Origin of the sequence: Paenibacillus piri (genome assembly GCF_004354045.1) — a bacterium.
In the GTDB taxonomy this organism is placed as follows: Bacteria; Bacillota; Bacilli; order Paenibacillales; family NBRC-103111; genus Paenibacillus_S; species Paenibacillus_S piri.
Genome location: NZ_SMRT01000002.1, coordinates 115553 through 141531 on the forward strand (window position 1 = coordinate 115553; position 25979 = coordinate 141531).

The 25979-nt window shown below is 51.8% G+C and carries 27 protein-coding genes and 1 riboswitch; all 27 genes read left to right on the forward strand.

Features of this window, described 5'->3' with window-relative positions:
• The first annotated feature begins 68 nt into the window (after positions 1-68).
• The 27 genes from E1757_RS05325 to ccsA all read left to right on the forward strand — a co-directional run bounded on the left by E1757_RS05325 (position 69) and on the right by ccsA (position 25965).
• Entirely contained in the window at positions 69-1403 is a 1335-nt protein-coding gene (locus E1757_RS05325; protein ID WP_133225820.1) for a pyrimidine-nucleoside phosphorylase, read from the forward strand.
• A 235-nt stretch (positions 1404-1638) separates the two neighbouring features.
• Positions 1639-2826, forward strand: a complete 1188-nt coding sequence (locus tag E1757_RS05330) for a D-alanyl-D-alanine carboxypeptidase family protein (protein ID WP_133225821.1) — start codon at positions 1639-1641, stop codon at positions 2824-2826.
• A gap of 252 nt (positions 2827-3078) precedes the next feature.
• Entirely contained in the window at positions 3079-3432 is a 354-nt protein-coding gene (gene spoIIAA / locus E1757_RS05335) for an anti-sigma F factor antagonist (protein WP_133225822.1), read from the forward strand.
• Positions 3429-3875 carry an anti-sigma F factor gene (spoIIAB, locus tag E1757_RS05340; protein WP_133225823.1) on the forward strand — a complete coding sequence of 149 codons (447 nt, stop codon included), beginning with the start codon at positions 3429-3431 and terminating at the stop codon, positions 3873-3875. Before spoIIAA ends, spoIIAB begins: the two co-directional genes overlap by 4 nt.
• 12 nt (positions 3876-3887) lie before the next feature.
• The gene (gene sigF, locus E1757_RS05345; RefSeq protein ID WP_133225824.1) at positions 3888-4643 is read left to right on the forward strand and encodes an RNA polymerase sporulation sigma factor SigF; all 756 of its coding nucleotides are present in this window, start codon (positions 3888-3890) and stop codon (positions 4641-4643) included.
• A gap of 302 nt (positions 4644-4945) precedes the next feature.
• The gene (locus tag E1757_RS05350) at positions 4946-5587 is read left to right on the forward strand and encodes a stage V sporulation protein AA (RefSeq protein ID WP_133225825.1); all 642 of its coding nucleotides are present in this window, start codon (positions 4946-4948) and stop codon (positions 5585-5587) included.
• Positions 5580-6005, forward strand: coding sequence for a stage V sporulation protein AB (locus tag E1757_RS05355; protein ID WP_246079033.1), 426 nt, complete (start codon positions 5580-5582; stop codon positions 6003-6005). The genes E1757_RS05350 and E1757_RS05355 overlap by 8 nt, the downstream gene beginning before the upstream one ends.
• A 75-nt stretch (positions 6006-6080) precedes the next feature.
• Positions 6081-7901 (forward strand): spore germination protein, encoded by a 1821-nt coding sequence (locus E1757_RS05360; protein WP_133225827.1) that lies wholly within the window; start codon positions 6081-6083, stop codon positions 7899-7901.
• Between the two features lie 78 nt (positions 7902-7979).
• The gene (gene lysA, locus E1757_RS05365) at positions 7980-9311 is read left to right on the forward strand and encodes a diaminopimelate decarboxylase (RefSeq protein ID WP_133225828.1); all 1332 of its coding nucleotides are present in this window, start codon (positions 7980-7982) and stop codon (positions 9309-9311) included.
• A 280-nt stretch (positions 9312-9591) separates the two neighbouring features.
• Positions 9592-10023 carry a peptidylprolyl isomerase gene (locus E1757_RS05370; RefSeq protein WP_133225829.1) on the forward strand — a complete coding sequence of 144 codons (432 nt, stop codon included), beginning with the start codon at positions 9592-9594 and terminating at the stop codon, positions 10021-10023.
• 504 nt (positions 10024-10527) lie between these two features.
• Positions 10528-11091, forward strand: a complete 564-nt coding sequence (locus E1757_RS05375) for a hypothetical protein (protein WP_133225830.1) — start codon at positions 10528-10530, stop codon at positions 11089-11091.
• 114 nt (positions 11092-11205) lie between these two features.
• Positions 11206-11371, forward strand: a riboswitch (FMN riboswitch).
• A gap of 296 nt (positions 11372-11667) precedes the next feature.
• A complete protein-coding gene (ribD, locus tag E1757_RS05380; protein ID WP_133225831.1) occupies positions 11668-12801 on the forward strand; it encodes a bifunctional diaminohydroxyphosphoribosylaminopyrimidine deaminase/5-amino-6-(5-phosphoribosylamino)uracil reductase RibD in 1134 nt (377 codons plus the stop codon).
• Positions 12782-13450, forward strand: coding sequence for a riboflavin synthase (gene ribE, locus E1757_RS05385; RefSeq protein ID WP_133225832.1), 669 nt, complete (start codon positions 12782-12784; stop codon positions 13448-13450). Before ribD ends, ribE begins: the two co-directional genes overlap by 20 nt.
• Positions 13451-13495: 45 nt before the next feature.
• Positions 13496-14710: a bifunctional 3,4-dihydroxy-2-butanone-4-phosphate synthase/GTP cyclohydrolase II gene (locus E1757_RS05390; protein ID WP_133225833.1), complete on the forward strand. Its 1215-nt coding sequence runs from the start codon at positions 13496-13498 to the stop codon at positions 14708-14710.
• A 36-nt stretch (positions 14711-14746) separates the two neighbouring features.
• Entirely contained in the window at positions 14747-15214 is a 468-nt protein-coding gene (gene ribH / locus E1757_RS05395) for a 6,7-dimethyl-8-ribityllumazine synthase (RefSeq protein ID WP_133225834.1), read from the forward strand.
• A gap of 183 nt (positions 15215-15397) precedes the next feature.
• Positions 15398-16189: a segregation and condensation protein A gene (locus tag E1757_RS05400; protein ID WP_133225835.1), complete on the forward strand. Its 792-nt coding sequence runs from the start codon at positions 15398-15400 to the stop codon at positions 16187-16189.
• Positions 16158-16769: an SMC-Scp complex subunit ScpB gene (scpB, locus tag E1757_RS05405; RefSeq protein WP_133225836.1), complete on the forward strand. Its 612-nt coding sequence runs from the start codon at positions 16158-16160 to the stop codon at positions 16767-16769. The genes E1757_RS05400 and scpB overlap by 32 nt, the downstream gene beginning before the upstream one ends.
• Before the next feature lie 169 nt (positions 16770-16938).
• The gene (locus E1757_RS05410) at positions 16939-17613 is read left to right on the forward strand and encodes a DUF2953 domain-containing protein (RefSeq protein ID WP_133225837.1); all 675 of its coding nucleotides are present in this window, start codon (positions 16939-16941) and stop codon (positions 17611-17613) included.
• Between the two features lie 133 nt (positions 17614-17746).
• Positions 17747-18220, forward strand: coding sequence for a GerW family sporulation protein (gene ytfJ / locus E1757_RS05415; RefSeq protein ID WP_133225838.1), 474 nt, complete (start codon positions 17747-17749; stop codon positions 18218-18220).
• 411 nt (positions 18221-18631) lie between these two features.
• Positions 18632-19804: a D-alanyl-D-alanine carboxypeptidase family protein gene (locus E1757_RS05420; protein ID WP_133225839.1), complete on the forward strand. Its 1173-nt coding sequence runs from the start codon at positions 18632-18634 to the stop codon at positions 19802-19804.
• A 35-nt stretch (positions 19805-19839) separates the two neighbouring features.
• The gene (locus E1757_RS05425) at positions 19840-20454 is read left to right on the forward strand and encodes a nucleoside recognition domain-containing protein (protein WP_133225840.1); all 615 of its coding nucleotides are present in this window, start codon (positions 19840-19842) and stop codon (positions 20452-20454) included.
• Between the two features lie 5 nt (positions 20455-20459).
• Complete coding sequence (locus E1757_RS05430; RefSeq protein ID WP_133225841.1) at positions 20460-20993, forward strand: spore maturation protein; 534 nt, start codon at positions 20460-20462, stop codon at positions 20991-20993.
• Positions 20994-21094: 101 nt separating this feature from the next.
• Positions 21095-21436, forward strand: coding sequence for a hypothetical protein (locus E1757_RS05435; protein ID WP_133225842.1), 342 nt, complete (start codon positions 21095-21097; stop codon positions 21434-21436).
• A 21-nt stretch (positions 21437-21457) separates the two neighbouring features.
• Complete coding sequence (locus tag E1757_RS05440; RefSeq protein ID WP_133225843.1) at positions 21458-22216, forward strand: pseudouridine synthase; 759 nt, start codon at positions 21458-21460, stop codon at positions 22214-22216.
• A 53-nt stretch (positions 22217-22269) separates the two neighbouring features.
• The gene (gene resA / locus E1757_RS05445; protein WP_133225844.1) at positions 22270-22797 is read left to right on the forward strand and encodes a thiol-disulfide oxidoreductase ResA; all 528 of its coding nucleotides are present in this window, start codon (positions 22270-22272) and stop codon (positions 22795-22797) included.
• A gap of 223 nt (positions 22798-23020) precedes the next feature.
• The gene (gene resB, locus E1757_RS05450; protein WP_133225845.1) at positions 23021-24718 is read left to right on the forward strand and encodes a cytochrome c biogenesis protein ResB; all 1698 of its coding nucleotides are present in this window, start codon (positions 23021-23023) and stop codon (positions 24716-24718) included.
• On the forward strand, positions 24718-25965 hold the full coding sequence (ccsA, locus tag E1757_RS05455) for a cytochrome c biogenesis protein CcsA (RefSeq protein WP_133225846.1): 1248 nt from the start codon (positions 24718-24720) through the stop codon (positions 25963-25965). Before resB ends, ccsA begins: the two co-directional genes overlap by 1 nt.
• The last annotated feature ends 14 nt before the right edge of the window (positions 25966-25979 follow it).

Sequence of the window (25979 nt, forward strand, 5' to 3'; positions counted from 1 at the left end):
TAATTTCAACTGCTTGAGCCTTTCACCGTACTTGTAAAATCTTATATAAATGTCAGCGAGGTGCCGTTATGAGAACTGTTGATATTATCCAGAAAAAGCGGGATGGCAAGCTGCTGTCTACCGAGGAAATCGAATTTTTGATCGAAGGCTACTGCTCGGGCGAAATCCCGGATTATCAAATGTCGGCATGGGCGATGGCGGTTTACTTCAACGGCATGTCAGCAAAGGAAACGGCCGATCTGACGATGGCGATGGCACGCTCCGGCGATCAGGCGGATTTGACCTCGATTCCCGGCGTGAAGGTCGACAAGCACAGCACGGGCGGCGTGGGCGACACGACCACGTTAATATTGGCGCCGCTCGCCGCCGCCGCCGGCGTGCCCGTGGCCAAAATGTCCGGACGCGGGCTCGGTCATACCGGAGGTACGGTCGATAAGCTGGAGGCGATAGACGGTTATAGGGTGGAGCTGACGAAGGAGCAGTTTTTGCAGCAGGTCCGCTCGATCGGCGTTTCGGTCATCAGCCAATCCGGCAATATTACGCCTGCCGATAAAATGCTGTATGGGCTGCGCGACGTGACGGCGACCGTAGATTCGATCCCGCTCATCGCAAGCTCGATCATGAGCAAGAAGATCGCTTCCGGCGCGGATGCGATCGTACTGGACGTAAAGACCGGCAGCGGCGCCTTTATGAAGACGCTGGACGATTCCATCCGGCTGGCGCAGGCGATGGTCGAGATCGGGGCGCAGGTCGGCAGGGCGACCGTCGCGGTCATCACCAACATGGATGAGCCGCTCGGGTTTGCGATCGGCAACGCGCTGGAGGTGCGCGAAGCGGTCGATACGCTGCAAGGCGCGGGGCCCGCGGATTTGACCGAGCTGTGCCTCGTACTCGGCGCGCATATGCTGCAGCTTGGAGGCAAGGCGGCGTCGTACGACGAGGCGAGAGCCGCCGCCGGGCAGCTGCTCGCAAGCGGCGCCGCGCTCGGCAAGCTGAAGGAGCTGATTGCCGCACAGGGCGGCAAGCCTGCGCTTGCAGACCGGCCGGAGCTGCTGCCTGCGGCCGAATTTCAAGTGCCGGTGCCGGCTCTCGAGGACGGCACCGTATCGCATATTGACGCCGAAGCGCTCGGCGTCACGGCGATGATGCTGGGCGCGGGGCGTGCGACCAAGGAGGACGTCATCGACCTGGCGGTCGGAATCGTGCTGCGCAAAAAAGTCGGCGACCGCGTTGCGGCGGGCGAACCAATTGCCGAGCTGCACATGAACCGCAATGAGCCGATGTTCACTGAAGATATGACGCAGCGCATGCGCAATGCGTACACCATTAGTCAAGAAGCGGTCGAGAAAGCGCCGCTTATATACGCGGTCGTAACCAAAGACGGCGTGAAGCTGCTGCAATAAATCTCCGCAAGTTCATAGAGTACGTACGATTTATCCACGAAACCGCCGGAATCCGTTTCCGACGGTTTTTTCTTTTGGGCCGAACTCCCCCCGGATGGAATATTTTGCTGCAATCTCGTCAACACTGAATAGAAGCAATATAGAGACTGTCGACGAATAGAGATAATGACTTGGAGAATGGCTTGCCGTTCATCGACAGTCTCCTACAACCATAGATTTGGAGGGGTAGAAAGGTATGTTTAAGAAGGCGTTACAGCTGTTTGTCACCATTCAGCTCGTTATGGCGTTATCGCTGCCTGCGGCGTTCGCAGAGGAGAAAAAAGCTCCGGGATCCGCCGTTGATCTCGCTCCGAACGCAACCTCTGCAGTCGTGATGGATGCAGATACCGGAACGGTCATTTTCGAAAAAAATAAAGATGCCAAGCTTCCTCCAGCCAGTATTACCAAAATTATGACGATGCTGCTTGTCATGGAAGCGTTGGACCAAGGCAAAATCAAAATGGATGACAAGGTGCGCACAAGCGAATACGCCGCATCCATGGGAGGCTCGCAAATATTTCTCGAGCCGGGCGAAGAAATGACGGTGCAGGATATGCTCAAGGGTATCGCACTGGCTTCAGGCAATGACGCTTCGGTAGCGATAGCCGAAAAATTGGGCGGCACCGAACAGGGCTTCGTCAAAATGATGAATGATCGCTCCCAGCAGCTCGGGCTGAAAAATACCCAATTCATCAATCCGAACGGGCTTCCGGCGGATAATCACTACTCCTCCGCGATGGATATTGCCATCATGTCGCGGGAGCTGCTGAAGCACGAGGAAATTACCAAGTTTACCGGGCTGTACCAGGATTATTTGCGCAAAGATTCGCCGAAGCCGTTCTGGCTGGTCAACACGAACAAGCTGGTTCGCTTCTACAGCGGAGCGGACGGATTGAAAACGGGCTATACGAGCGAGGCGAAGTTTTGCTTGTCCGCTACGGCCAAGAGAGATAATTTCCGTCTGATCACTGTCGTAATGGGCGAGCCGAACACGAAAACGCGCAATGCGGAAGTATCCGGGTTGTTCGATTACGGATTTTCCCAGTATACAAGCTATTCCATTTTTAAAACAGGCGATGAAATAGGCAAGTTCAAGATCAGCAAAGGCGAGCAGGCGGTCGTGCCGTTTACGGCCAAGCATCCTTACAGCATTTTATTGAAAAAGGGTGAAGCTGGGGACGGGCTGCGTCATGAAGTACAAATGAATTCCGACCTGAAAGCGCCGATTGCCATCGGCCAGCCTATCGGTAAAATTGTCATTTTCAAGGGCGATCAAATGCTGTCCGAGTTTCCGTTGGAATCGTCGGTCGAGGTGAGGAAAGCAGGCTGGTGGAAGCTGATGAAGCGGACAGCCAAACATTTGTTCTTTATCGGCGATGAATAGAGCTCCGGTGAATTCCGCCTGCTGTATCGGCGGATCATCATACTGAATCGATATTAAATTGTCAGCTGCTTGCCGCTGCTTATTCGCCGTACTTCCGCAGCTCCGTTCCGGTTCATTCGGGAAGGTCCGCTTTGTGCGTAAAATGTCACTTCTGTACTGATTGTGGCGCATTTCTTCTAGTTTTGTCGGGGGGCAGGAAAAGGCAAATCCCGTGTAGAAATGAGTGTGCATGAAAGGGAAGGAGTGAGCAGCTTGAGTCTTCACATTGAATTGAAACATCATCGGAAGGCACTGATCGTTAGGCTTAAGGGCGAGTTGGATCATCACACCGCGGACATGGTCAAGGCACGTATGGAGGAAGCGCTATTGAAGGGTGATACGAGCCATATCATCCTGAACCTGAAAGAGCTTTCCTTTATGGACAGCTCGGGGCTCGGCGTCATTCTCGGACGGTATAAGCAAATTGTGGCCAGAGGCGGGAAAATGGTCGTATGCGATGTCACCCCGTCGGTTTACCGGCTGTTTGAAATGTCGGGCATGTTCAAAATATTGTCTATTCAGGATAGCGAAACTCAGGCTTTAAGCAGTTTGGAGGTCGTATCATGAGTGAGCGCAATTTTATGAACCTGCAGTTTGCGAGCCGTTCCGAGAATGAAGCTTTCGCCCGTGTCACCGTTGCCGCGTTCGTCTCGCAGCTCGACCCGACGATGGATGAGCTCAACGATCTGAAAACCGTCATTTCGGAAGCCGTCACCAATTCGATCATTCACGCTTACGATAACCGGCCGGACGGGATAATTACGATTCGTGCGGAAATCGAAGGCGAAACCGTCTATCTCGAGGTAGAGGATCAGGGAGCGGGAATTGCGGATCTGGAGCTGGCGAAGCAGCCTTTGTACACAACGAGGCCGGAGCTGGAACGCTCGGGAATGGGCTTTACGATTATGGAAAATTTTATGGATGAAATTGAAGTGAAAACGGACGTCGGGATCGGTACGAAAATTAAAATGAAAAAGCGAATTGAATCTAAAAAAGCTTTATTCAATTAGGGGTCTGATCATATGGATGTCGATTTGAAACATGCCTCCCACAGCTATTTGGACGATACCGAGGTCAAGCGGTTAATTGCTTTAAGCCAATCCGGGGATACGCTCGCCAGAGAAACGCTGGTCAACTGCAACATCCGGTTGGTTTGGTCCGTCGTACAGCGCTTTTTGAACCGGGGCTATGAGGCCGAGGATTTGTTTCAAATTGGCTGTATCGGACTGCTGAAGTCGGTGGATAAATTCGACTTGTCGTACGACGTAAAATTTTCGACGTATGCGGTGCCCATGATTATCGGGGAAATTCAACGGTTTTTACGCGATGACGGGACGTTGAAGGTAAGCCGGTCGTTAAAGGAATTGGCGAATAAAATCCGGAAGACGAAAGACGAGCTGTCCAAGCGCAACGGCAGATTGCCAACGATTAAAGAAGTCGCCGAAGAGCTGGCCATTACGCCCGAGGATGTGGTGTTCGCACAGGAAGCGAATAAGCCGCTTTCCTCCATTCACGAAACGGTGTTCGAAAACGACGGGGATCCGATTACGCTGATGGATCAAATAGCCGACGAAGGGCAGGAGAAATGGTTTGAAAAGCTTGCCCTCAATGAAGCGATCGGATCGTTGAGTGAACGGGAGCGTTTGATCGTCTATCTGCGATATTTCCGCGATCAGACCCAATCCGAAGTGGCATCCCGCCTGGGCATTTCCCAGGTGCAGGTTTCACGGCTGGAGAAAAAGATTTTGCAATCGATCAAAGATCAGATCGCGCAGTAGCGCGGTGTCGATTACTTACATAAACCGGACTGTCCGTTTTTGCGGGCGGCCCGGTTTTTATTGTGTTTAGGAAATTATGCGCAGCAAATTTCTGTGGATAACCGGGGGCTCCCCCAAAAGTAATAGGAATTGGCTTCGGAGCTTCACGTCACTTTTGGGGGACTTTATTGTTGTTTAGATTGCAAGTGAATTTTTGCCAAACGGCGGAATGTTTATTGGTCGCGATTTCTTTTCATACTATGGGTTAAATGGCAGCCTGAGCCTGCGGCTGTTTAAACCATGGACAAGGAAGTGACAAACGCATGCTGACGGATTCCGGTTCTACCTTGTATATCCGCTTGCGCAAACGGATGTCGATCCGCCGCGGCGAATCGGTTCATCTCGGCCGGGTTGCGCAAATGCTGGTGGACCCGAAGTACGAGCAAGACTTGCACAAGCTTCTGCTTCATGAGCCCAAGGAACACGAAGGCAGCATTATCCTGATCGATATGATGCTGATTGTCGAGAAAATCAAGCGCAAGTTTCCGTTTTTGCAGATCGCGCATTTCGGCGAGCCTCATTGTCTGATTGAAATCGCCGAACCCCGCAAGCCGCCCAACCTTATTTTCATCGGTATGGTGTGGCTGCTGCTGTTTGTCGGGTCGGGCCTCGCGATTATGAATTTTCACGCCGACGTCAGCATGGGAGTCGTGCATCAGCGCATTTACCAGCTGCTGACCGGCCATTGGAAGGAGCATCCGCTGCTTCTGCAAATACCGTATTCGATCGGAATCGGTGTGGGCATGATTGTATTCTTTAACCATTTGTTCAAGAAGAAATTTAACGAGGAACCGAGCCCGCTTGAAGTCGAAATGTTTATGTACCAGGAAAATGTAAATTACTACGTCATTACCGAGGAGTACGCCAAAATCCAAAAAGCCGAGGATGAGGCGCGTCATGAATGAATGGTGGACGATTCCGCTGCAAGTATTTATCGGCTTCGCCGGCGGCTTGGCGGTTGGCAGCGGAATGGTGGCTTTCCTCGTCGTCCTGGACGTGATCCCGCGTTTGGCGCAAATTACACGTTCCTATTCGTTAATCCGCTGGTATGAGGCGGCAGTCGTGCTGGGCTCGCTGTTTTTTACAATTACCGATTTTTTTCAAATTACATATTCCTTGTTTCCGCTGTCCGCAGCGGTGTTCGGACTGTTCGCGGGGGGATTCGTCGGCATGTTGGCGGGAGCTTTGACGGAAGTGATCAATGTGCTGCCCATACTGGCCAAACGCATCGGGATGGGCTCCTACATGATTTGGCTGCTCATGGCGATGATTTTTGGCAAAATGATCGGCTCGCTTCTGGACTGGCTGCAAATATTAGGCTAGGTTCACGCTTTGATGTATAGACGGTAAGCCATCCTGTTGTTCGACTTATTCATTAAGAAAGAGAGGCATATATGCATGAATAAACTACCGAACAAACCGATCAAGCTGTCGCGCTTCAAGAACAAGGGCGAAGCGGGGGAAGCGGAGGGGCATCCCAAACTGATCATTGACGATGACGGCAATATTATCGACAGATCCGCAGAAGCAACGGACGATCCGGCTGCTGCTGCTGGTTCGTATGCAGAGGAAAGGGAGCGGGACGAAGGCGGGGTCCGACAGTTCGAGAATGTCCTGCCCGTTCACCGCCACGAGGCCGGGCTCGAGTCCGAACCTGACGGCGAAAAGGAGACGGCGCCGCGGCAGCAGCAGACGCTGAAAAAAGAAGACCGGATCGATGCGGACTTCGACGTATTAAAGCGCGAGCTGGAGGAACAGGTCGGATTTAACATAAGCTTCGACGTCGTCTTTCGGGAAATGGTGTTCGGCGGAACGAAGGTAGGAATCTTTTATTACAACGGCTTTGCCAAGGACGAGGTGCTGACGATTATTTTGGAACGTCTATCGACTGCCGTAGATACGGGGCGGAAGGAAAAACATTCTTTAAGCGATTCGCCCGTCAAGCATACGGTTCACGGCAGTGAAGGCGACAATACCGTTCAGCTGTTCATGGATGCGCTGCTGCCGCATATTCAGGTCAAACAATCGCAGCGGTTGAGCGAAGTTATCGATAATACTTCGACCGGAGCGACTGCGTTTTTTTTCGAAGGCTCCACATCCGCACTGCTGGTCGACGCCAAGCTGTTTCCGGTCCGTTCGACGGACGAGCCCGATTTGGAGCGTGTTGTGCGGGGGGCGAGAGACGGCTTTGTCGAGACGCTGCTGACGAACGTTACGCTGCTCAGACGGCGCATCCGGGACCCGAGGCTGAAGCTGGAAATGCTGCGCGCAGGGAGGCGGACGCATACCGATATATGTCTGGCTTACATCGACGATATTTGCGACAGGTCATTGATCGAAGCGATCCGCGATAAAATCAAGCAAGTCGACGTGGACGGCCTGCCGCTTGCGGAAAAACAGCTGGAGGAAGCCATCATCGGGAAAGGCTGGAATCCTTATCCGATGGTTCGTTATTCGGAAAGACCGGATGTCGTATCGGTTCATTTGCTGGAAGGGCATGTTGCCATCTTTGTGGACACGTCGCCCAGCGTCATTATTTTGCCGACGACATTTTTTCACCACGTCCAGCATGCGGAGGAATATCGTCAGACGCCGATGGTCGGCACCTATTTGCGCTGGGTCCGCTTCTTCGGAATTGCCGCCTCGTTGTTTTTACTGCCGCTATGGTTACTGCTCGTGACGTCCCCCGAGCTGAAGCCGGCCGGACTTGAATTTCTCGGGCCGCAAAAATCGGCGAAGCTGCCGCTTTTGCTGCAGTTTTTGCTCGCCGAAATCGGCACGGATTTGATGCGTATGGCAGCCGTACATACCCCCTCCCCGCTTGCAACGGCCATGGGCTTGGTCGCCGCCATACTGGTAGGCGATGTGGCCGTGAAATCGGGACTTTTCGTTAATGAGGTTATATTGTATTTGTCCATCGCCGCCGTCGGCACCTTCGCCACGCCAAGCTATGAAATGAGTTTGGCCAACCGGCTGACCCGACTTGCACTGCTCATCGCCGCCGCCGTTTTTAAAGTGCCCGGTCTTGTCATTGCCGCTTCGGCATGGCTCGTTTACCTGGCGGTCAAACGGTCGTATAATTCGCCGTACTTGTGGCCGTTTATTCCGTTTAATGGAAAGGCGCTGTGGGCTGTCCTAGTCAGAAAGCCGTTTTCGATCGGCAATACGCGGATGAGTCTGACCCGCCCGAGGGACGGGACGCGCAAACCGGTACGATAAAGCGCACTGGTGTATTGTCAGCATATACTTCATTATGGTACCTTAGAGGAAATGTTTACGGGAAGAGGGAAGCTGACTATGTACTTGCATGGAACAAGTAAAATTAATGATCAAGGCCATTTGGAAATTGGAGGCTGCGACACAAGCGATTTGGTGAAGCGGTTTGGTACTCCTTTGTATGTGATGGATGAAGCTCTGATTCGTCAAAGATGCCGCGAATATGTCGATGCGTTCCGTGCTACCGGCTTAAAATTTCAAGTTGCTTACGCGAGCAAGGCGTTTTGCGTCATGGCGATGTGCCGGATCGTCGAAGAAGAGGGGATGTCGCTGGATGTCGTGTCCGACGGCGAGCTGTATACGGCGCTGAAAGCAGGTTTCCCGCCGGAGCGAATTCATTTTCACGGCAATAACAAGACGCCGTATGAGATTGGAATGGCCATTGAAGCGCAGATCGGCTGCTTCGTTGTCGATAATCGGGTGGAGCTGCATATGGTGAACGCGATCGCGGCGGAGAAGCGACGCAAGGTGAACATCTTGTTCCGCATCACGCCGGGTGTCGAGGCTCATACCCACGAATATATTTCGACCGGTCAAAACGACTCCAAATTCGGCTTTGATCTGGATAACGGCTCCGCTTTCCGTGCGGTGCAAGAGGTCGCGCAGCTGCCGAATATCGAGCTGCTGGGCATTCATTCGCATATCGGCTCGCAAATATTCGAGGTCGAGGGCTTTCAATTGGCCGTCGATAAAGTGATCGGCTTCGCCGCCAAAGTTCGCTCGGAGCTGGGCGTTATTTTCTCCGTCGTCAATTTGGGCGGCGGCTTCGGTATCCGTTATGTGGAAGGCGATACGCCGCTTCCGGTAGCGAGCTACGTTCAAGCGATTACGGAATCGGTGATAACGAACTTCAGCCGGTACGACTATCCGATGCCGGAAATTTGGATCGAGCCGGGCCGCAGCATCGTCGGCGACTCGGGAACGACGCTGTATACGGTCGGAACGTATAAGGACATTCCGGGCATCCGCAAATATGTTGCCGTCGACGGCGGGATGACGGACAATCCGCGCCCGGCGCTGTACGAGTCACGCTACGAGGCGATGCTGGCCAACCGCGCCAACGAGCCGGGGGAAGAAGTCGTATCCATCGCGGGCAAATGCTGCGAAAGCGGCGATATGCTGATCTGGGACGTGGAATTGCCGAAGGTGAACACGGGAGATACATTGGCCGTTTCCTGCACAGGCGCCTATAATTATGCGATGGCCAGCAACTACAACCGGATTCGCCGGCCGGCCGTCGTGTTCGTCAAAGACGGGGAAGCGGACGTCGTCGTAGAACGGGAATCGTACGAGAACATCATCGGCAACGACGTAGTGCCTTCACGGATGAAGCAGGTTTCGAAATCCGTATAACATTCGCTGTGTTATGCTTGAACGGCACGGCTCCGGACGGTTGACCGCGGAGCTGTGTTTTTTTTGCTTGAAAAATGCTGCGCAGCAAACAGATGCGGCTGTCAGGGTCTTCTTAGATTTGATTTGTACAGGCAGAGCGAATATAGTACAATTAGACACATTGAACCAGGATAAACGGCTCCGCCGTCCTTATAGGACGAGCGCGTTTGTCAACTATGCGAAGCAAAGTATAAAATTTATACTTTCTTTACAACTACTAAAAAAGGAGTGTTACATATTTATGGCAAAGCAGGCTCATATCAAATTAGCCAACGGCAGCGAGGTTGTCCTCGATCTTTTTGACAAGGACGCTCCGAATACAGTAGCGAATTTCGAGAAATTGGCGAATGAAGGCTTCTACGACGGCTTGGTATTTCATCGCGTTATCCCCGGATTTGTCGCACAAGGCGGATGCCCTCAAGGTACGGGAGCCGGCGGACCGGGCTACCAAATCAACTGCGAGATCAACCCGAACAAGCATGAGCGCGGATCGCTCGCCATGGCGCATGCAGGCCGCAACACCGGCGGCAGCCAGTTTTACATTTGCTATCAGCCGCAGCCGCATCTGGACGGTCAGCACACCGTGTTCGGCAAAGTCGTTTCCGGTATGGAGCATGTGGATGCTTTTAAAGGCAGAGATAAAATGGAATCCGTCAAAATCGTTGAAGCTTAATACGAATTTGGGACAAGGTCATACATTCCTGAAATACAGGGATGTATGGCTTTTTTTATAATGATAGAAAGTATAAGTTTTCAGCGGAGCTGAAGCTTTCTATCATTTCAAAAAAACCTACATTTAAATCGCGGTCGCTCATCCTGAAAGGCCTCGATAAAGGTTTTTTTATAATGATAGAAAGTATAAGTTTTCAGCGGAGCTGAAGCTTTCTATCATTTCAAAAAAACCTACATTTAAATCGCGGTCGCTCATCCTGAAAGGCCTCGATAAAGGTTTTTTTATAAAAAGCTATAACGCGATGCTCTGAACACGATAGTGGAGCGCACGGCTAATAATAGCGGATCGAAAACCTGCAGACTTCGTTGTTTTCCGGTATAAAGCGGAATGAGTGCACGGGGACAAGCATAGGATGGTAAGGACAATACCGCAGCCATTGAATCGGACTGAAAAGCCGGTTGCGGCGGGCTTCGGTATTGAATACGATCCAGAGGTGCGGGTTCTATGAAACGTCATATCCAATCGTTCCTGGCGGTCTTGTCCATACTGGCGGCTCTACCTGTTACTGCAGCTGCGAATCCCAAAACCCCGGCGCCGGTCCAAGGCGAGATGTCGCCGAAAACTTATGAGGTGACATATCCGAAGTTTCAAATCATGATTAACGGCGCGCCGATGTATAACGGTAAAGCGATGTATCCGGTCATGATGTACGACGGAATGGTCTATTTTCCGATGACCTGGCGCTATACGCAAGCGCTCGGTCTGGATACTCAATGGGATCCTGTCGACGGATTCGCCATTTCAAAGAGCGGCAAGCCGGCGTCCAAGCTGGTCAACGATACGGCGATATTGTCAGCCAGACATTTTTACGCGAAGCTGCCGTCTTTTCAAGTCCGTGTAAACAATCATGCAATCGATAATGCCAACGAGCCGTACCCGGTATTGGTGTTCAACGATATCACCTATTTCCCGATGACATGGCGGTTTGCGGTCGAGCAATTGGGACTTGAGATCAAGATGGAGAAAGACAAATATTATATTTCAAAAGCGTCAGTATCCAATAAATAAATATATTTACTAATTTAAAGTTAGGATTAAATCCTTGCTTTTTTTTTGCGTTAATGATAATATTTCTAATCAATTAGTGTATTGGCATTGTTGGTCAATGCATGTACTTCAAATGATTTCCTTCGGGGCGGGGTGAAATTCCCCACCGGCGGTGATATGAAGCGCGAATGGCGCGTTTTATTCAGTCCGTGACCCGTGCCGCAGCTTGTCGCAAGCCGCAGCCGGTGGACTCGGTGCAACTCCGAGACCGACAGTATAGTCTGGATGGGAGAAGGAAAAAACGGGAACGGCTTATTTAGCCATGGCCTGTAAACGAGTGCAGCTTTTTTCGAAAAAACAGTTCAATCGGCTGTTCATTTTGTGCTGCACGAGTTGTTCGGCTATGTGCTTAGACGCCATCATTCTGCGTTTTTTTGTTCATGCCTGTTCAGCACAAGCCCCTTTTCATTTGGAAAAGAGGGCTTTTTTGTTGTTTTGGGAAATGATGCGCAGCCATTTCCCGGATTGCGGGGGATCTGTTTTGGGCCCTCAGCTTGGTCCACGGCCGTATCGGCCGGTTCGGGGAGGAGAAAGTCGATGCAGCTTTTGAATGATGAAACCTACATGAGATTGGCGCTCCAGCTTGCCGAGGGAGCTGCGGGCCAAACCGGAATCAACCCGGTCGTCGGCTGCGTGCTGGTTAAAGAAGGCCGTATTGTCGGGATGGGCGCACATTTAAAGCGAGGCACCCCGCATGCGGAAATTCACGCGCTGCAGATGGCCGGAGCGGAAGCGGAAGGCAGCACCGCATATGTCACGCTGGAGCCTTGCAGCCATTACGGCAAGACGCCGCCCTGCAGCGACCGGCTGATCAAGGAGAAAGTCAAGCGGGTTGTCGTAGGCAGCGCCGATCCGAATCCGCTTGTAGCGGGGACGGGGATCGCCAGACTCAGGGAGCATGGCCTCCAGGTCGATGTCGGACTGCTCGAGCGGGAATCCCGCCAAATGAACGAGGCGTTCAACAAATATATTTTGACGCGCCGACCGTTTGTTACGCTGAAGACGGCAAGTACTTTGGACGGGAAAATAGCTTCCCGGTCGGGCGACAGCAAATGGATCACGAACCCGGATTCCAGAAGCTTCGTTCACACGCTGCGCCATCGCAATCAAGCGATTATGGTCGGCATAGGGACCGTGCTTAGCGACGACCCGCTGCTGACAACACGGCTGGAGGTAACCGGATTGAACCCGGTTCGCGTTATCGTCGATTCGGGCCTGCGTCTGCCGCTTGCGGCCAAGGTCGTGACGGATCGTTCTTCCGAGACGCTGGTGCTGACGGCAGCGAATGCGCCGTTAGCCAAGCGGAATGCATTGGAGGCGGCCGGCGTAACGGTACTCGAATGCGGTGCGGGACCGGCCGTGGATTTGACCAGGGCAATGGAGCTGCTCGGCGAACGGGAAATCGGCTCAGTGCTGCTGGAGGGCGGCGGACAGCTGAACGGCTCGATGCTGGAGCTGGGCTTGATCGATAAGGCGCTTCTGTTCTATGCGCCGAAAATAATCGGCGGCGGGCGCCTTGCACCTGATTCCTTTCAATTTGCCGGCTTCGATTCGATGGAGGATGCGATCCGGCTCGAAGGTATTCGGGTACAGCAGTTTGGTGACGATATTTGTATAACCGGTTATCCGCTTAACAGGAACGGGGTGCAGCATGTTTACAGGAATTATTGAAGAGATCGGCACGATGCGAAGAATAGCGAAGCAGGGCCAGGCGATGATCTTGACCGTCGGAGCGAAACGGATTCTGGAGGATGTGCATTTGGGTGACAGCATTGCTGTCAACGGCGTATGCCTGACAGTCATTCAGTTTGATGAGTCTTCGATTACGGTCGATGTCATGCCGGAAACGTTCCGCCGCAGTACATTGCAAAAGCTTCAGACCGGCGACCGCGTCAATCTGGAGCGAGCGATGGCGGTCGGAGGCAGATTTGGCGGGCACATCGTGCAGGGACATGTCGATTCGACAGGCCTCATTATTACCCGCACGTCGGAGCAAAATGCGGTCGTTTTTCAGATCGAGCCGGGAGATACGTCCATTCTGAATTATATGATTCCGCACGGCTCCGTCACGGTCGACGGGATCAGCTTGACGCTCGTGCAAGTGACGGAACGCAGGTTTACCGTTTCGATTATTCCGCATACGCTGGCGCAGACAGTGCTGCAGCATAAGCAGCCGGGCGAGCAGGTTAATCTGGAGGCGGATGTGCTCGGCAAATATATGGAGAAGCTGCTGTTTTCCCGCGGCGCTTCCGATTCGCCGGCTGACCGGAGGCGGGGCGGCTTGACAGAGACATTTTTAGCGGAGAACGGATTCATGTAACTGTTTTATGCAACCCTAGATAGAAGGAAAGGCAGGGAGAGGAAAATGACTGAATCGTTACAATTCCATCCGATCGAGGCGGCGATCTATGATCTGATGATGGGTAAAGTTATTATAGTGGTCGACGATGAAGACCGCGAGAATGAAGGCGATTTTATCGCATTGGCGGAAAAAGCGACGCCGGAGGTTATCAATTTTATGATCAAGGAAGGACGCGGCCTCGTGTGTGCGCCCATTACCGAGGAACGGGCACAGGAGCTGGACTTGCCTCCGATGGTGGCGAGAAATACCGACTATCACGGGACCGCTTTTACCGTCTCGGTCGATCATAACGATACGACTACCGGGATATCCGCTTCCGAACGTTCCATGACCGTCAAGGCGCTGATCAACCCGGCCACCAAAGCGCAAAGCTTCCGGCGCCCGGGACATATTTTCCCGCTGATCGCGAAAAATGGCGGTGTCCTGCGCAGAGCCGGCCACACCGAGGCTGCGGTCGATTTGGCGAGGATGTGCGGCGCTTACCCGGCCGCGGTCATTTGCGAGGTCATCAAGGAAGACGGGGAAATGGCGCGCGTTCCCGAATTGATCGAGTTCAGCCGCAAGCATGACATGAAAATTATTACGATCCGCGATTTGATCGAGTACCGCAACCATAAGGAAAAGCTCGTACAGCGCGAGGTGGAAGCGAAGCTGCCGACGGATTACGGCATGTACCGCGCCATCGCCTACACGAATGTGCTGGACCAAAAGGAGCATGTTGCGCTCGTCAAAGGGCAGATCGATAGCTCGGTTCCTACGCTGGTGCGCGTTCATTCCGAATGCTTGACGGGAGATGTGTTTCATTCCCACCGCTGCGATTGCGGACCTCAGCTGAACGCGGCGCTGAAGCAGATCGACGAGGCAGGCTCCGGCGTGCTGCTCTATATGCGTCAGGAGGGGCGCGGGATCGGCCTGATCAATAAATTGAAGGCATATGTGCTTCAGGAGGAAGGTCTCGATACGGTAGAAGCGAATCTGCAGCTTGGGTTTGCCCCCGATTTGCGGGATTACGGAATCGGCGCGCAAATTTTAAAAGATTTGGGCGTCACCCAAATGCGCCTTCTGACCAACAATCCCCGTAAAATTAAAGGGCTGGAAGGCTATGGGCTGGAAGTTGTGGAGCGGGTGCCGCTTCAAATGGAAGAAAATGTATCAAATTCGAGCTATTTGCACACGAAGCAGGAGAAATTAGGCCATATGCTTAATTTTGAAATTTAAAAAATAAACCTATGTTGGAAGGATGTCGAACGAATCATGGCGAAAATATACGAGGGGCATTTAATCTCGGCAGGACTCAAATACGGAATCGTTGTCGGCCGGTTTAACGAATTCATTACGGGCAAGCTGTTGAGCGGCGCATTAGATGCATTAAAGCGTCATGGCGCGACGGAAGACGAGGTCGAGATAGCCTGGGTTCCGGGAGCTTTTGAAATCGCGTTAATCGCGCAAAAAATGGCCGAAAGCGGCAAATACGACGCAGTCATTACATTGGGCGCGGTCATTCGCGGGTCAACGCCGCATTTTGACTATGTATGCAACGAAGCGGCCAAAGGCGTGGCGGCGATCGGTCTGAAGACGGGAGTGCCGACGATATTCGGCGTTTTAACGACCGATTCCATCGAGCAAGCGGTGGAGCGGGCAGGCACGAAAGCCGGCAACAAAGGCTGGGAAGCCGCTGTAACGGCTATCGAAATGGCAAATTTAACGAAACAGCTATCTTAATTGTCCGTTTTCCTATAAAATCAAGGTGAGCGGTCTGGCTGTACGTATCATGAAAAAGCTGCGAGCGCCCCGTTAAGGGGCTTTCGTTGCTTTACGAAGTCAGTTTTTGCTTTCGCGAAAACTTGGCATATGCTTACGAAGTCAGTTTTTGCTAACGCAAAAACTCTTAGGGGGAAATTCTAGTTGGAAAAAGTTACATACAAACTGGATACATTTGAAGGCCCCCTCGATTTGCTGCTGCATCTTATCGACAAAGCCGAGGTAGACATTTATAATATTCCAATCAAGGAAATTACCGATCAGTACATGAGCTACCTGGACGATATGCAAGAACTCGAGCTTGAAGTGACGAGCGAATTTCTCGTCATGGCAGCTACGCTTTTGTCCATCAAAAGCAAGATGCTGCTTCCGAAGCCGCCGGTAATCGAGCTGGATTATGACGACGATTACATGATGGACGAGGATTACGATCCGCGGGCGGAGCTCGTATCCAAGCTGATCGAATACCGGAAATATAAAGCGATTGCGGATCATTTGCGCGACAAGGAGCTGGAACGGAGTCTGATCTATACCCGCGAGCCCGAGGATTTGACGCCTTATGTACCGCATGTGATCGAAAATCCGGTCAAAGGCTTGCATATTGCCGATTTGGTTCATGCTTTTCAAAAAGCGCTGCGCCGCATGACGAGCCGCAATATGATTGCCAAAATTCGCAGAGATGAAATTTCCGTCAAAGACCGGATGAAGGAAGTTGTGAATTGGCTTGAGCAGGCGGGCGGCAAGCTGCTTTTTTCCAAGCTGGTGGACGAGGATATGACCCGTGAAGGGATTGTCACGACATTTTTGGCGCTGCTGGAGCTGATGAAGATGAAGGCTGTTGTATGCTATCAGCATCGATTATTTGAGGATATTGTGATCCAGGCAAGAGAGGAAGGGTTTGCAGATGGATTCTCGCCAGATGAAATCAGTTATTGAAGGCTTGCTGTTTGTCGCAGGAGACGAAGGGCTCGATGCGAAGCAGCTGGGCGAGGTTTTGGAGCAGCCTGCTGATTTCGTAAAGGAGCTTATACTCGATTTGAAGGCGGATCTTCGCCGCGGCAAAAGAGGGCTGCAGATCGTCGAGCTGGCCGGAACATTTCAGCTGACGACCTTGCCCGATCACGCTCCTTATTTTGAACGGTTGGCTTATTCCCCTTCAAGAAGCTCCTTGTCGCAGGCTGCACTGGAGACATTGGCGATCGTCGCCTACAAACAGCCGATTACCCGCGTTGAAATCGAGGAAATTCGCGGCGTCAAGGCGGACAGAGCATTGCAGACCCTTGTCGCCAAAGACCTGATTCAGGAAGTGGACCGGGCCGATGCGCCGGGGAGACCGATTTTATACGGAACGACCAAATCGTTTCTCGATTATTTCGCATTGGCCAGCATAGCCGAGCTTCCGGAGTCGTCTTTATTTCAAAATGAGGATAATTTGGAAGAAGAAACAAGGCTGCTGTTCGATAAGCTGTCGGATACGCAGCAAATGACGTTCGAGGACGTTTCCGATACGGAATAATCAGCCAATAGTCATAAGCCGCGTTGCTGCATGTTTTACCAATCGAGGGCTATACTAACTCCAACATGACCGGAAAGCGGAGCTGCCGGCATGCGGGGTTTTTTTGCGTTATCCCGCAGAACGGCAAGCTTGATATTGAGGGCTTGGTTACAGCAAGGGGAGGTCAACTATGATTGGTGCCTGGATTGCGGGAACGGCGGCGGTTGTGCTGGTGCTGCTGGCCGCTAGCAATGTAAAGCTGCGGATGTTGATTTTGCGCGAGAAAAAAAACGACGAAATCGTCCTGGATATTCAGGGCTTGTACGGCCTGGTGAAAAAAAGAATCGAAATACCCATGCTTCAATTCCACAATATAAAAGAAGGCATCGGCTACAAGACCGAATTCGTCAATAGCAAGGCGCAGGAGCTAACTCACGACAACCGTCAGCACATCAACAAGCGGACCATTACGGAAGCTTTTGAAAATATGCGCGAGCTTTTTGCACACTGCTTTCACCTGCATGATTGGTTGCTGGGCACGTTGAAGCATGTTCACTGTACGGGAATGTATTGGAAAACGGAAGTCGGCCTCGGTGACGCCGCAGAAACCGCGATGACAACGGGGCTGGTTTGGGGCTTGAAAACGTCTCTGCTCGGCTTTATTTTCCGGTTTATAAAATTGGATGTCACGCCGGAAATTAACGTGGTGCCGTTGTTTAATCAGGTCAAATTTTTTACCGATGTGATTTGGACCGCGCGCATCCGCTTTTTTTATGTAATGCTGGCCGGAATTTTGCTGTTATATCGGATTCTTAAAGTTAAGGGCGGGTTGAAAACATGGCAGCGGCTGCTGTTCAAAACTTGAAGCGGACCTCGAACCATTTTTATCGATGTGATTTTTTGACAGATGAGCAGAAGGATATGCCTCGCGGCGGAAGGGAACTCTAACAAATGCTTAAACGAACCCTTTTTATAAAATAATTAAGGAGGATATCACGATGTCAGAGCATCCGATTCAAGGGTTAATGAAAACAGCGATGGAAAACATCAAGGAAATGGTCGATGTCAATACGATTGTCGGCGATCCTGTTGAAACGCCGGACGGCAGTGTCATTATGCCGATTTCCAAGGTTGGCTTCGGTTTTGCCGCCGGAGGCAGCGAATTTGGTACGGAGGAGAACCAGCCTAACCGCCACGATGCTATGAATGCCAAGGTTGATCTTCCGTTCGGCGGCGGCAGCGGCGGCGGCGTGTCCATTACGCCGATCGCTTTCCTGGTCGTAGGCAAATCGGGCGTGAAAATTGTTCCGCTCGACAATCAGACGCATTTGCTGGAGCGGTTGATCGATTCAGCGCCGCATGTAGTCGATCGGATACAAAGCATGATGAAAACTCAAGGCACAGCCGGAACGACCGGGACAAACGGCTCGAATGTAACGACGAATATCGAGAATCAAAACTTTATCGTTTGATCCGGCTGGAACCTATTTCATTGTTTTCCAGTAAAAATAACTGTCCAATTCAAAGCTTTTCCTTCATACTGAACATATAGTTCGGATAGAGATAGAATAAGGTTAGATACACGGCTGTCCGTACATAGGCGGGCAGTTTACATAGGCTGTTTGTAATCCGACCGGTTAAGATCACAATTACAATCTCATGACCTTTGGCAAGCGCAGCATTTGTCGGGGTCTTTTTTGTGCATACAAACTCGGTATCCGTCCCTTGGCAGAGGGGCGGTATTTTTGCTTATACTCCGATTTGTAACCGTTAAAAACCATGACGGTATCGATTGGACATAACTCGTCCGGATGAGCATATATATGTACAAGTATCGGGTTGAAAGTTCATTTTGCTAAAGCAACGTTTTTTGGGAGGGTCAAATGAAAAGAATCGGTATGCTGTTAATTGCTTTGGCATGTTTATGCTCCGCGTTCTCATGGCCTGTAATCGTACAAGCTGCGCCTTCCGTTTCTACGCATGCCGAGGCGGCGGCCCTGATCGACGTTCGCTCGGGAAGGGTGCTGTACAGCCGGCAAGGGGACAAGCCGATGCGGGTCGCGAGCTTGACCAAGGTTATGACGGCCATCGTCGCAATCGAAAACGGCAAGCTCTCAAGCATGGTCAAAGTTGGGAAAAACGCTTTCCGAAAAGAAGGCTCTTCTATTTATTTGAGGCTGAACGAGGAGATGAGTCTGCAGCACCTGCTGTACGGAATGATGCTGCGCTCCGGTAACGACGCCGCCACCGCAATCGCCGAGCATGTCGGAGGGACGTTGGACGGATTCGTCTATATGATGAACGAAAAGGCGAAAATGATCGGCATGACCCATTCCAGCTTTAAAAATCCGCACGGCCTGGATGCGGAAGGCCATTATTCCACGGCTAACGATATGGCCATGCTGACCGCCTATGCGCTTCGCAACCCGGTTTTTCAGGAGATCGTCAAAACCAAGGTGAAGAAAGCTCCGAACCCGAACGAGCGCTGGGATTATAATTGGCTGAATAAAAACAAAATGCTCCATATTTACGAAGGTGCGGACGGCGTGAAGACAGGCTACACGAAGCTGGCCAAGCGTTGCCTGATCTCTTCGGCGACACGCAACGGACAGCAGCTGGCTGTCGTTACGTTGAACGACTCGGACGATTGGGCCGATCATGCCAAGCTGCTTGATTACGGCTTCAAAAATTACCCGCTGGAAACTTTTATCCGTAAAGGGGATGCCGTCCAAGGTTCGGACTACGTAGCCGGCGCGGATTTCGCTTATCCGGCGTTGAATGAGGAAAAATCGAGGATCTCCTCGAAAATCGTGCTGAACGCGGCAAATTCGACCAGCTTCCGGCTTGGAGAAGCAGGGCGGCTGCAGTATTTAATCGACGGAAAAGAAATCGGCCATGTGGTCTTATTGCCCAAGGACAGCCCGAGATTGAAGCAGAAGGAAGGGTCTGCGTTTTCTTTCACGGAATCGTCCGCAGGAGAAAGCTCCCTGTTCGAAAAATGGCTGTACCATTTGCATTTCCTGGTCCGTGTCTTGTTTTTGGGCAGGTCCAATTAGCAGCCGAAGCGGCGGAAAGGAGTGGCGGTCAACATATGGTCAATTTTATTTGGCTGTTTTTCATCGTAGCCGGTTTTATCGTCGCCGCGGCGCAAGGTAAGATCGAGCTGGTTACGCAAGCGACCTTCGATGGGGCCAAAAGCGGCGTTACCGTATGCTTTGGTTTGGTCAGCATCATGGTTTTTTGGCTTGGCATGATGCGGATTGCGGAAGACGCGGGGCTGCTGCGTGTATTATCCTCGCTGCTGCAGCCTATCGTCCGCTTCCTGTTCCCGAGCGTCCCGAAGGATCATCCGGCGCTAGGTTATATTATGACCAATATGGGTGCGAACATATTGGGCCTGGGCAACGCGGCTACTCCGATGGGGATTAAGGCGATGCAGGAGCTGCAGTCGTTGAATGTCCACAAGGAAACGGCCAGCCCCGCGATGTGTACGCTGCTTGCTTTAAATACGGCGAGCATAACGCTGATCCCGACGACGCTGATTGCGATCCGGATGAATTACAATTCCGTGAATCCGGCTGAAATCGTCGGGACTACGCTGATGGCGACCTTCATCTCGACGCTGGCCGCCATTCTCGTGGACAAATGGTACAGACGTAATGATTTGCTCCGCGGCTCTCATCATAATCCGAAAGGGAAAGGGTGATTCCCTTGTACGCATTCGTAAGCATGATCTCCGCCTGGGCGATTCCGGTCATCATTGTGTTTATCCCGCTGTACGCCGCTTACCGTAAAGTGCCGGTTTATGAATCGTTCGTGGAGGGCGCGAAGGACGGCTTCGATACGGCAATTCGCATCATTCCTCACCTTGTCGGCATGATGGTGGCGATCAGCGTGTTTCGGGCTTCCGGAGCGATGGAGCTGCTGCTCGGGTGGTCGCGCCCCCTGTTTGATATGATCGGCATTCCAAGCGAAGTGCTTCCATTAGCGATCTTGCGTCCGATAACGGGGGCGGGGTCGCTCGCTTTTACGACCGATCTGCTGCAGCAATTCGGTCCCGATTCGATGATCGGCCGAATCGCATCGACTATTCAGGGCAGTACGGACACGACGCTATACGTCATCACCGTCTATTTTGGGGCGATCGGCATCCGCAAAGCCAGCTACGCTTTAAAGGTCGGGTTAATTTCCGACGCGGTCGGCTTTGTCGCTTCGATCCTTATTTGCTATCTTGTATTCGCCTAGGAACCCCCGCTTGACTCCGCACATATACTGTACCAGCTAACGGATCAACAAGCGTCAGCCGATATCGTATCGAGCGTCGGCTGCGCGGAGGAGTGAGCTGCGTGCAGTTTTTTGGCATTGTTATTCATCAATCGAGCTGTCCCTCCATTAACGGAAAAGGGTATGATTTCTTTATCACCCGAGGCGGGGCAATCATCCCGTCTATCGAACAAACGGACCCCCTGTACATCCATATTTGTTTGGAAGGCGATTTTTCCGGACACCGCCACACCTACACTGTCGAAGAGAAGGAGCAGTTTTTTTTATTGAACAAATTGGTGCTTCAGTTGGCCGGTACGTTCCGGTTTCAACGGGACGACATTTTCCCTCATACCGTATCCTGTCCGGGCGCTTTCTTCCCCTGGTCTCAGCTTGTGATTTCAGCCGAGGATAGGTATCATTAGGGTTGAGGTGAATAGAAATCAATGGAACGATTACAAAAAGTATTAGCTGAGGCAGGGGTCGCCTCCCGCCGCAAGTGCGAGGAATTGATTACGGCCGGGCGCGTCCAGGTAAACGGAGAAACGGTAACCGCCTTGGGCGTGAAAGTCGACGCGAAAAAAGATACCATCCATGTCGACGGACGGGCCATCCGGCAGCAAAAAAAGGTGTACGTGCTTTTTCATAAACCGAAAGGTGTTATTACAAGCGCCTCCGATCCCGGCGGACGCAAAATCGTCACAGATTTTCTAAAGGATATTTCGGAACGGATTTATCCGGTCGGAAGGCTCGACTACGATACGGAAGGGCTGCTGCTGCTGACGAACGACGGCGAATTCGCCAATCTGCTGACGCATCCGAAGCATCATGTGCCGCGCACGTACCACGCTACGGTGAAAGGTGTGCCGCATGGATCGCTTTTGGACAAGCTGCGCGACGGTATCGAGCTGGAGGACGGAATGACCGCGCCGGCCGAGGTGGATTATTATGACATCAATCCGGAGCGCAATGAAACGATCGTCTCCATTACGATCTATGAAGGCCGCAACCGCCAGGTGCGCCGGATGTTCGACGCGATCCAGTTTCCGGTAATCCGCTTGAGACGCGTGATGTTCGGTCCGCTTGCGCTGACCGGCGTCGGTCGCGGCAAATACCGCCATCTGACCGATCAAGAGATTAAAGAACTGTCAGGACAAGCGCTCAAGTCACATAATATTCAAAAGGGAAATAAGCACGGTTCATAAATTCGGATATAATGGGAATTAGTTCGACTAGCAACCGTTTGAGGTGTAAACCAATGGGAAAAAATAAAAGATGGGTGCAACTGGTTATTTTTTCGGCGGTCATGATTATCGGCGCTTTAACGCTGATCAATAATTTGTACGCCAAAGATAAAAAGCCTGTCGAAGGCAGCAAAGCGCCGGATTTCGCACTGGCAGGCCTGGATGGCAAAAAGCATCAGCTGTCAGACTTCAAAGGGAAGACGGTCGTCGTCAACTTTTGGGGGACGTTTTGCCCGCCATGCAAAAACGAGATGCCTGCAATCCAGCATCAATATGATAAACGCAATGTCCAGCAGGTCGAATTTCTCGGCTTGAACCTGGGGGAGAGCAAGATAACGGTGCAGAATTTTGTCGAACAATACAAAATTTCATTCCCGATTTTGCTTGACGATAACGAGGAAATCCGCAAGCGGTATGGCGTAATGCAGTATCCAACGACGTTTTTCATCGGTCCCGACGGCAAAATCGCCAAAATCCGGATTGGGGAAATGGACGAAGCTTTTATCGAGCAGACGATCGCTTCCATCCCCGCAGCCAAATGATATACGGGCGGTATTCCTTCTATAAGGAATGCGCGAGCTTTTAATAAGGCCCGCCCATAAAGCCGAAGATGGCCGTCTGCCTGGAACGGGTGTTTCTGAAAGCGTACCGGATATTCTTTCAGAAGCACTTTTTCGGCCGTGTCCGTAGGCGCTTTCTTCCGCGCAGGCGCCGTATAGCATACAACGCACCCTCGTCATCCGTCTGACTGTAAGGAGGAACACCATGATTCAAAATACCAAATGCGAATGCGGCCACCAGAACCATGTGGGCACCGTACTTTGCGAATCCTGCGGCAAGCCCTTGTTCGAGGACGAAGGGGATACGCCGCTGGAGATGCGTTATGACGGTGTAGCAAGACGTTCCCAAAAAGAAAATCCGAGCTTGCTTGACCAAGTTTGGAACTTTTTTTCTTCCGTCAAAATCGCCATCTACATGATTATTGTGACATTGCTCGGAGCGGCCCTGGGGACGATTTATCCGCAGGAGAATACATTTTTAAATTTCGATCCGTCCACCTACTATAAAGAAACGTACGGAACGTTAGGCGAAATTTATTACAGGCTCGGCCTGTCGCATACGTTCGAATCGTGGTGGTTTATTACGCTCCTTTTCATGATCGGCACTTCGCTCGTCGTGTGCAGTCTTGACCGTGTGCTGCCCTTGTACCGCGCGCTCAGCAAGCAGCAGATCCGCAAACATTTAAGCTTTATTTTACGGCAAAAAGTATCGTACAACGGTCGTATCGGCGGCGTTGGCGAGACTGCAGCCGATCGGCCGGAGAAGTCCGGGCAGGAGGAGAGAGCTTGGGTAGAGCAAGCCGCCGGACTGCTCAAAAAACAGCGTTACCGTGTACATACGGACGGAACGGCGCTGCTGGCCGAGAAATACCGGTTTAGCCGGTGGGGCCCCTATATCAATCATATTGGACTTATCATTTTTCTGATGGCTGTATTAATGAGAAGCATTCCGGGCTGGCATATGGATCAGCATATCGCGTTTCCCGAAGGACAAACCGTAAAAATTCCCGATACTCCGTATTATTTGAAAAATGAAAAATTTACGATTGAATATTACAGCGAGCAGGAAATGTCGAAAGACTTTCGCGAAAAGCAGCAGGCTGTTCCCAAAATATACGAAACCCGGGCAGTGCTGTACCGTTGTACGGCGGACTGCAGCGAAACCGGGAAGGAACCGAAGCTTGAGGAAGTTCACCGGCAAAACATTATCGTCAACGAGCCGCTTGAATATAAAGGATTTATGGCGTACCAATTCGACTTCAAGGAATCGCCGATGCTTATTTCCGTCAAGCCGACGCTTAAAAATAAGAAAACGGGCGAGGCATACGGCACGATCGACCTGTCGATGTCCAGACCGCAGGACAGCTATGAGGCCGGACCGTATACGCTAAAGCTGAAAGCCTATTTCCCGGATTTTGGCCTGGATGACAAAGGCACGCCGATGACCAATTCGAATGAACCGAAAATGCCGGCTTTTATTTTCTCCGTCACGGGTCCCGATCTGAAGCCGCAGGGCGAACCTTTCCTATATTTCCCGCGGCAAATCGACAAAGAGTCGTTTCAGCAGGATAAAATTAACGGCGCGTTGGCGGACAAGCTCGATTTGTCGGTAAACTCCATGGCCGACGTGCAATTTTCGGAATATATCAGTTACCTGAACATTCGGATCGACCGGGCGATGCCTTATGTCTGGATCGGCTCGGCGATTTCCATGATCGGCTTGATTATGGGCTTTTATTGGCATCATCGCCGGATTTGGCTGCGGATCGATAACGGAAAGCTTGCCTTAGGCGCGCATACGAACAAAAATTGGTATGGCATCCGTCAGGAGGTTGCGCAATTTTTGCTTAAATCGGGAATCCCTGTCGATTCCAAATCGTTAGAAGCAGGAGAGGTGAAGTAGTGGACAGCAGTACGTTTTTATTGATCGCCTTTATCGTCTACAACGCCGCATTTTTAAGCTTTGTCATCGCGATACTGGGTAAAAAGTGGGGGCAGCACGATCCCGAAGCACACGGAAAAAGATGGGGTAATATCGCCATCGGCCTTTCCATCGCCGGCTTTGCCGGCCATGCCGCGTTCTTCTTTCTGCGCTGGGCGGAATCGGGCCATATCCCGACAAGCAACATGTACGAGTTCATGACGTTTCTGGGTATGATGATCATGCTCGCCTTTATTATCGTTTATTTTTTGTACCGGACACCGGTGCTTGGCGTTTTCGCCTTGCCGGTAGGCATCATTATTATCGCCTATGCCTCCGTGTTTCCGAAGGAAATTCAACCGCTCATTCCCGCGCTGCAAAGCTATTGGTTGAAAATCCATGTGACGACGGCTGCGGCGGGGGAAGCGTTTTTTGCCGTCGGCTTTGCCGCCGGACTTATGTATTTGCTGCGCTGCGTGAACTTCTCCAGCAGAGAGAAGCCGCATCGCAAAGAGCAGAGAGGCGTTGAATTCACGCTGTTTTTTTTGGTGATGATCGTGGCGTTCGTCATTACGACTTTCGGCTTTAATGCGTCAGGCTATCATGCCAAGTTCGCAGACACTGTAGTATATACGGATAAAGACGGAATCGAGCGTACGGTAAAGCAGCCTGTCGATTATGTGCTGCCGCCGTTCTTCAAGCCGCATCAGGGCGAGCAGCTGGAGATGAAGCCATTCCTCGGCATGACCGAGGCGCCGTTCGAGGCGCCGTCCTGGATGAAAGGCGCGAATGCAGGGCGCAAGCTGAATACGGTCGTATGGTCGGTGGCCGCCGGCTTGATCCTGTACGGCTTGCTCCGGCTGATCGTCCGCAAACCGTTAGGCGCTGCGATAAGCCCGATGCTGCAAGGAATCGACGGAGAAGATATCGACGAGATCAGCTACCGGGCGATCGCCATCGGCTATCCGATATTTACGCTCGGCGCTTTGATTTTTGCCATGATCTGGGCGGCGGAAGCATGGGGACGGTTCTGGGGCTGGGATCCGAAGGAAGTATGGGCTTTAATTACGTGGCTGTATTATGCGGCTTACTTGCATTTGCGTTTATCGCGGGGCTGGCAGGGCAAGAAATCGGCATGGCTGGCCGTTATCGGCTTCATGGTCGTCATGTTTACACTGATCGGCGTCAATCTCGTTATTGCGGGACTTCATTCTTATGCGGGCGTTTAATTGAACAAAGAAAG

What these genes read in the sequence shown, in the direction of transcription:
- E1757_RS05370 (WP_133225829.1), top strand. Translation starts at nt 9,592, where the DNA reads ATGGCAAAGCAGGCTCATATCAAATTAGCCAACGGCAGCGAGGTTGTC.
- E1757_RS05390 (WP_133225833.1), top strand. Translation starts at nt 13,496, where the DNA reads ATGACTGAATCGTTACAATTCCATCCGATCGAGGCGGCGATCTATGAT.
- E1757_RS05325 (WP_133225820.1), top strand. Translation starts at nt 69, where the DNA reads ATGAGAACTGTTGATATTATCCAGAAAAAGCGGGATGGCAAGCTGCTG.
- E1757_RS05350 (WP_133225825.1), top strand. Translation starts at nt 4,946, where the DNA reads ATGCTGACGGATTCCGGTTCTACCTTGTATATCCGCTTGCGCAAACGG.
- E1757_RS05440 (WP_133225843.1), top strand. Translation starts at nt 21,458, where the DNA reads ATGGAACGATTACAAAAAGTATTAGCTGAGGCAGGGGTCGCCTCCCGC.
- E1757_RS05420 (WP_133225839.1), top strand. Translation starts at nt 18,632, where the DNA reads ATGAAAAGAATCGGTATGCTGTTAATTGCTTTGGCATGTTTATGCTCC.
- E1757_RS05330 (WP_133225821.1), top strand. Translation starts at nt 1,639, where the DNA reads ATGTTTAAGAAGGCGTTACAGCTGTTTGTCACCATTCAGCTCGTTATG.
- resA (WP_133225844.1), top strand. Translation starts at nt 22,270, where the DNA reads ATGGGAAAAAATAAAAGATGGGTGCAACTGGTTATTTTTTCGGCGGTC.
- spoIIAB (WP_133225823.1), top strand. Translation starts at nt 3,429, where the DNA reads ATGAGTGAGCGCAATTTTATGAACCTGCAGTTTGCGAGCCGTTCCGAG.
- E1757_RS05355 (WP_246079033.1), top strand. Translation starts at nt 5,580, where the DNA reads ATGAATGAATGGTGGACGATTCCGCTGCAAGTATTTATCGGCTTCGCC.
- scpB (WP_133225836.1), top strand. Translation starts at nt 16,158, where the DNA reads ATGGATTCTCGCCAGATGAAATCAGTTATTGAAGGCTTGCTGTTTGTC.
- E1757_RS05425 (WP_133225840.1), top strand. Translation starts at nt 19,840, where the DNA reads ATGGTCAATTTTATTTGGCTGTTTTTCATCGTAGCCGGTTTTATCGTC.
- E1757_RS05375 (WP_133225830.1), top strand. Translation starts at nt 10,528, where the DNA reads ATGAAACGTCATATCCAATCGTTCCTGGCGGTCTTGTCCATACTGGCG.
- ribE (WP_133225832.1), top strand. Translation starts at nt 12,782, where the DNA reads ATGTTTACAGGAATTATTGAAGAGATCGGCACGATGCGAAGAATAGCG.
- E1757_RS05410 (WP_133225837.1), top strand. Translation starts at nt 16,939, where the DNA reads ATGATTGGTGCCTGGATTGCGGGAACGGCGGCGGTTGTGCTGGTGCTG.
- resB (WP_133225845.1), top strand. Translation starts at nt 23,021, where the DNA reads ATGATTCAAAATACCAAATGCGAATGCGGCCACCAGAACCATGTGGGC.
- ribD (WP_133225831.1), top strand. Translation starts at nt 11,668, where the DNA reads ATGCAGCTTTTGAATGATGAAACCTACATGAGATTGGCGCTCCAGCTT.
- E1757_RS05360 (WP_133225827.1), top strand. Translation starts at nt 6,081, where the DNA reads ATGAATAAACTACCGAACAAACCGATCAAGCTGTCGCGCTTCAAGAAC.
- lysA (WP_133225828.1), top strand. Translation starts at nt 7,980, where the DNA reads ATGTACTTGCATGGAACAAGTAAAATTAATGATCAAGGCCATTTGGAA.
- ytfJ (WP_133225838.1), top strand. Translation starts at nt 17,747, where the DNA reads ATGTCAGAGCATCCGATTCAAGGGTTAATGAAAACAGCGATGGAAAAC.
- ribH (WP_133225834.1), top strand. Translation starts at nt 14,747, where the DNA reads ATGGCGAAAATATACGAGGGGCATTTAATCTCGGCAGGACTCAAATAC.
- sigF (WP_133225824.1), top strand. Translation starts at nt 3,888, where the DNA reads ATGGATGTCGATTTGAAACATGCCTCCCACAGCTATTTGGACGATACC.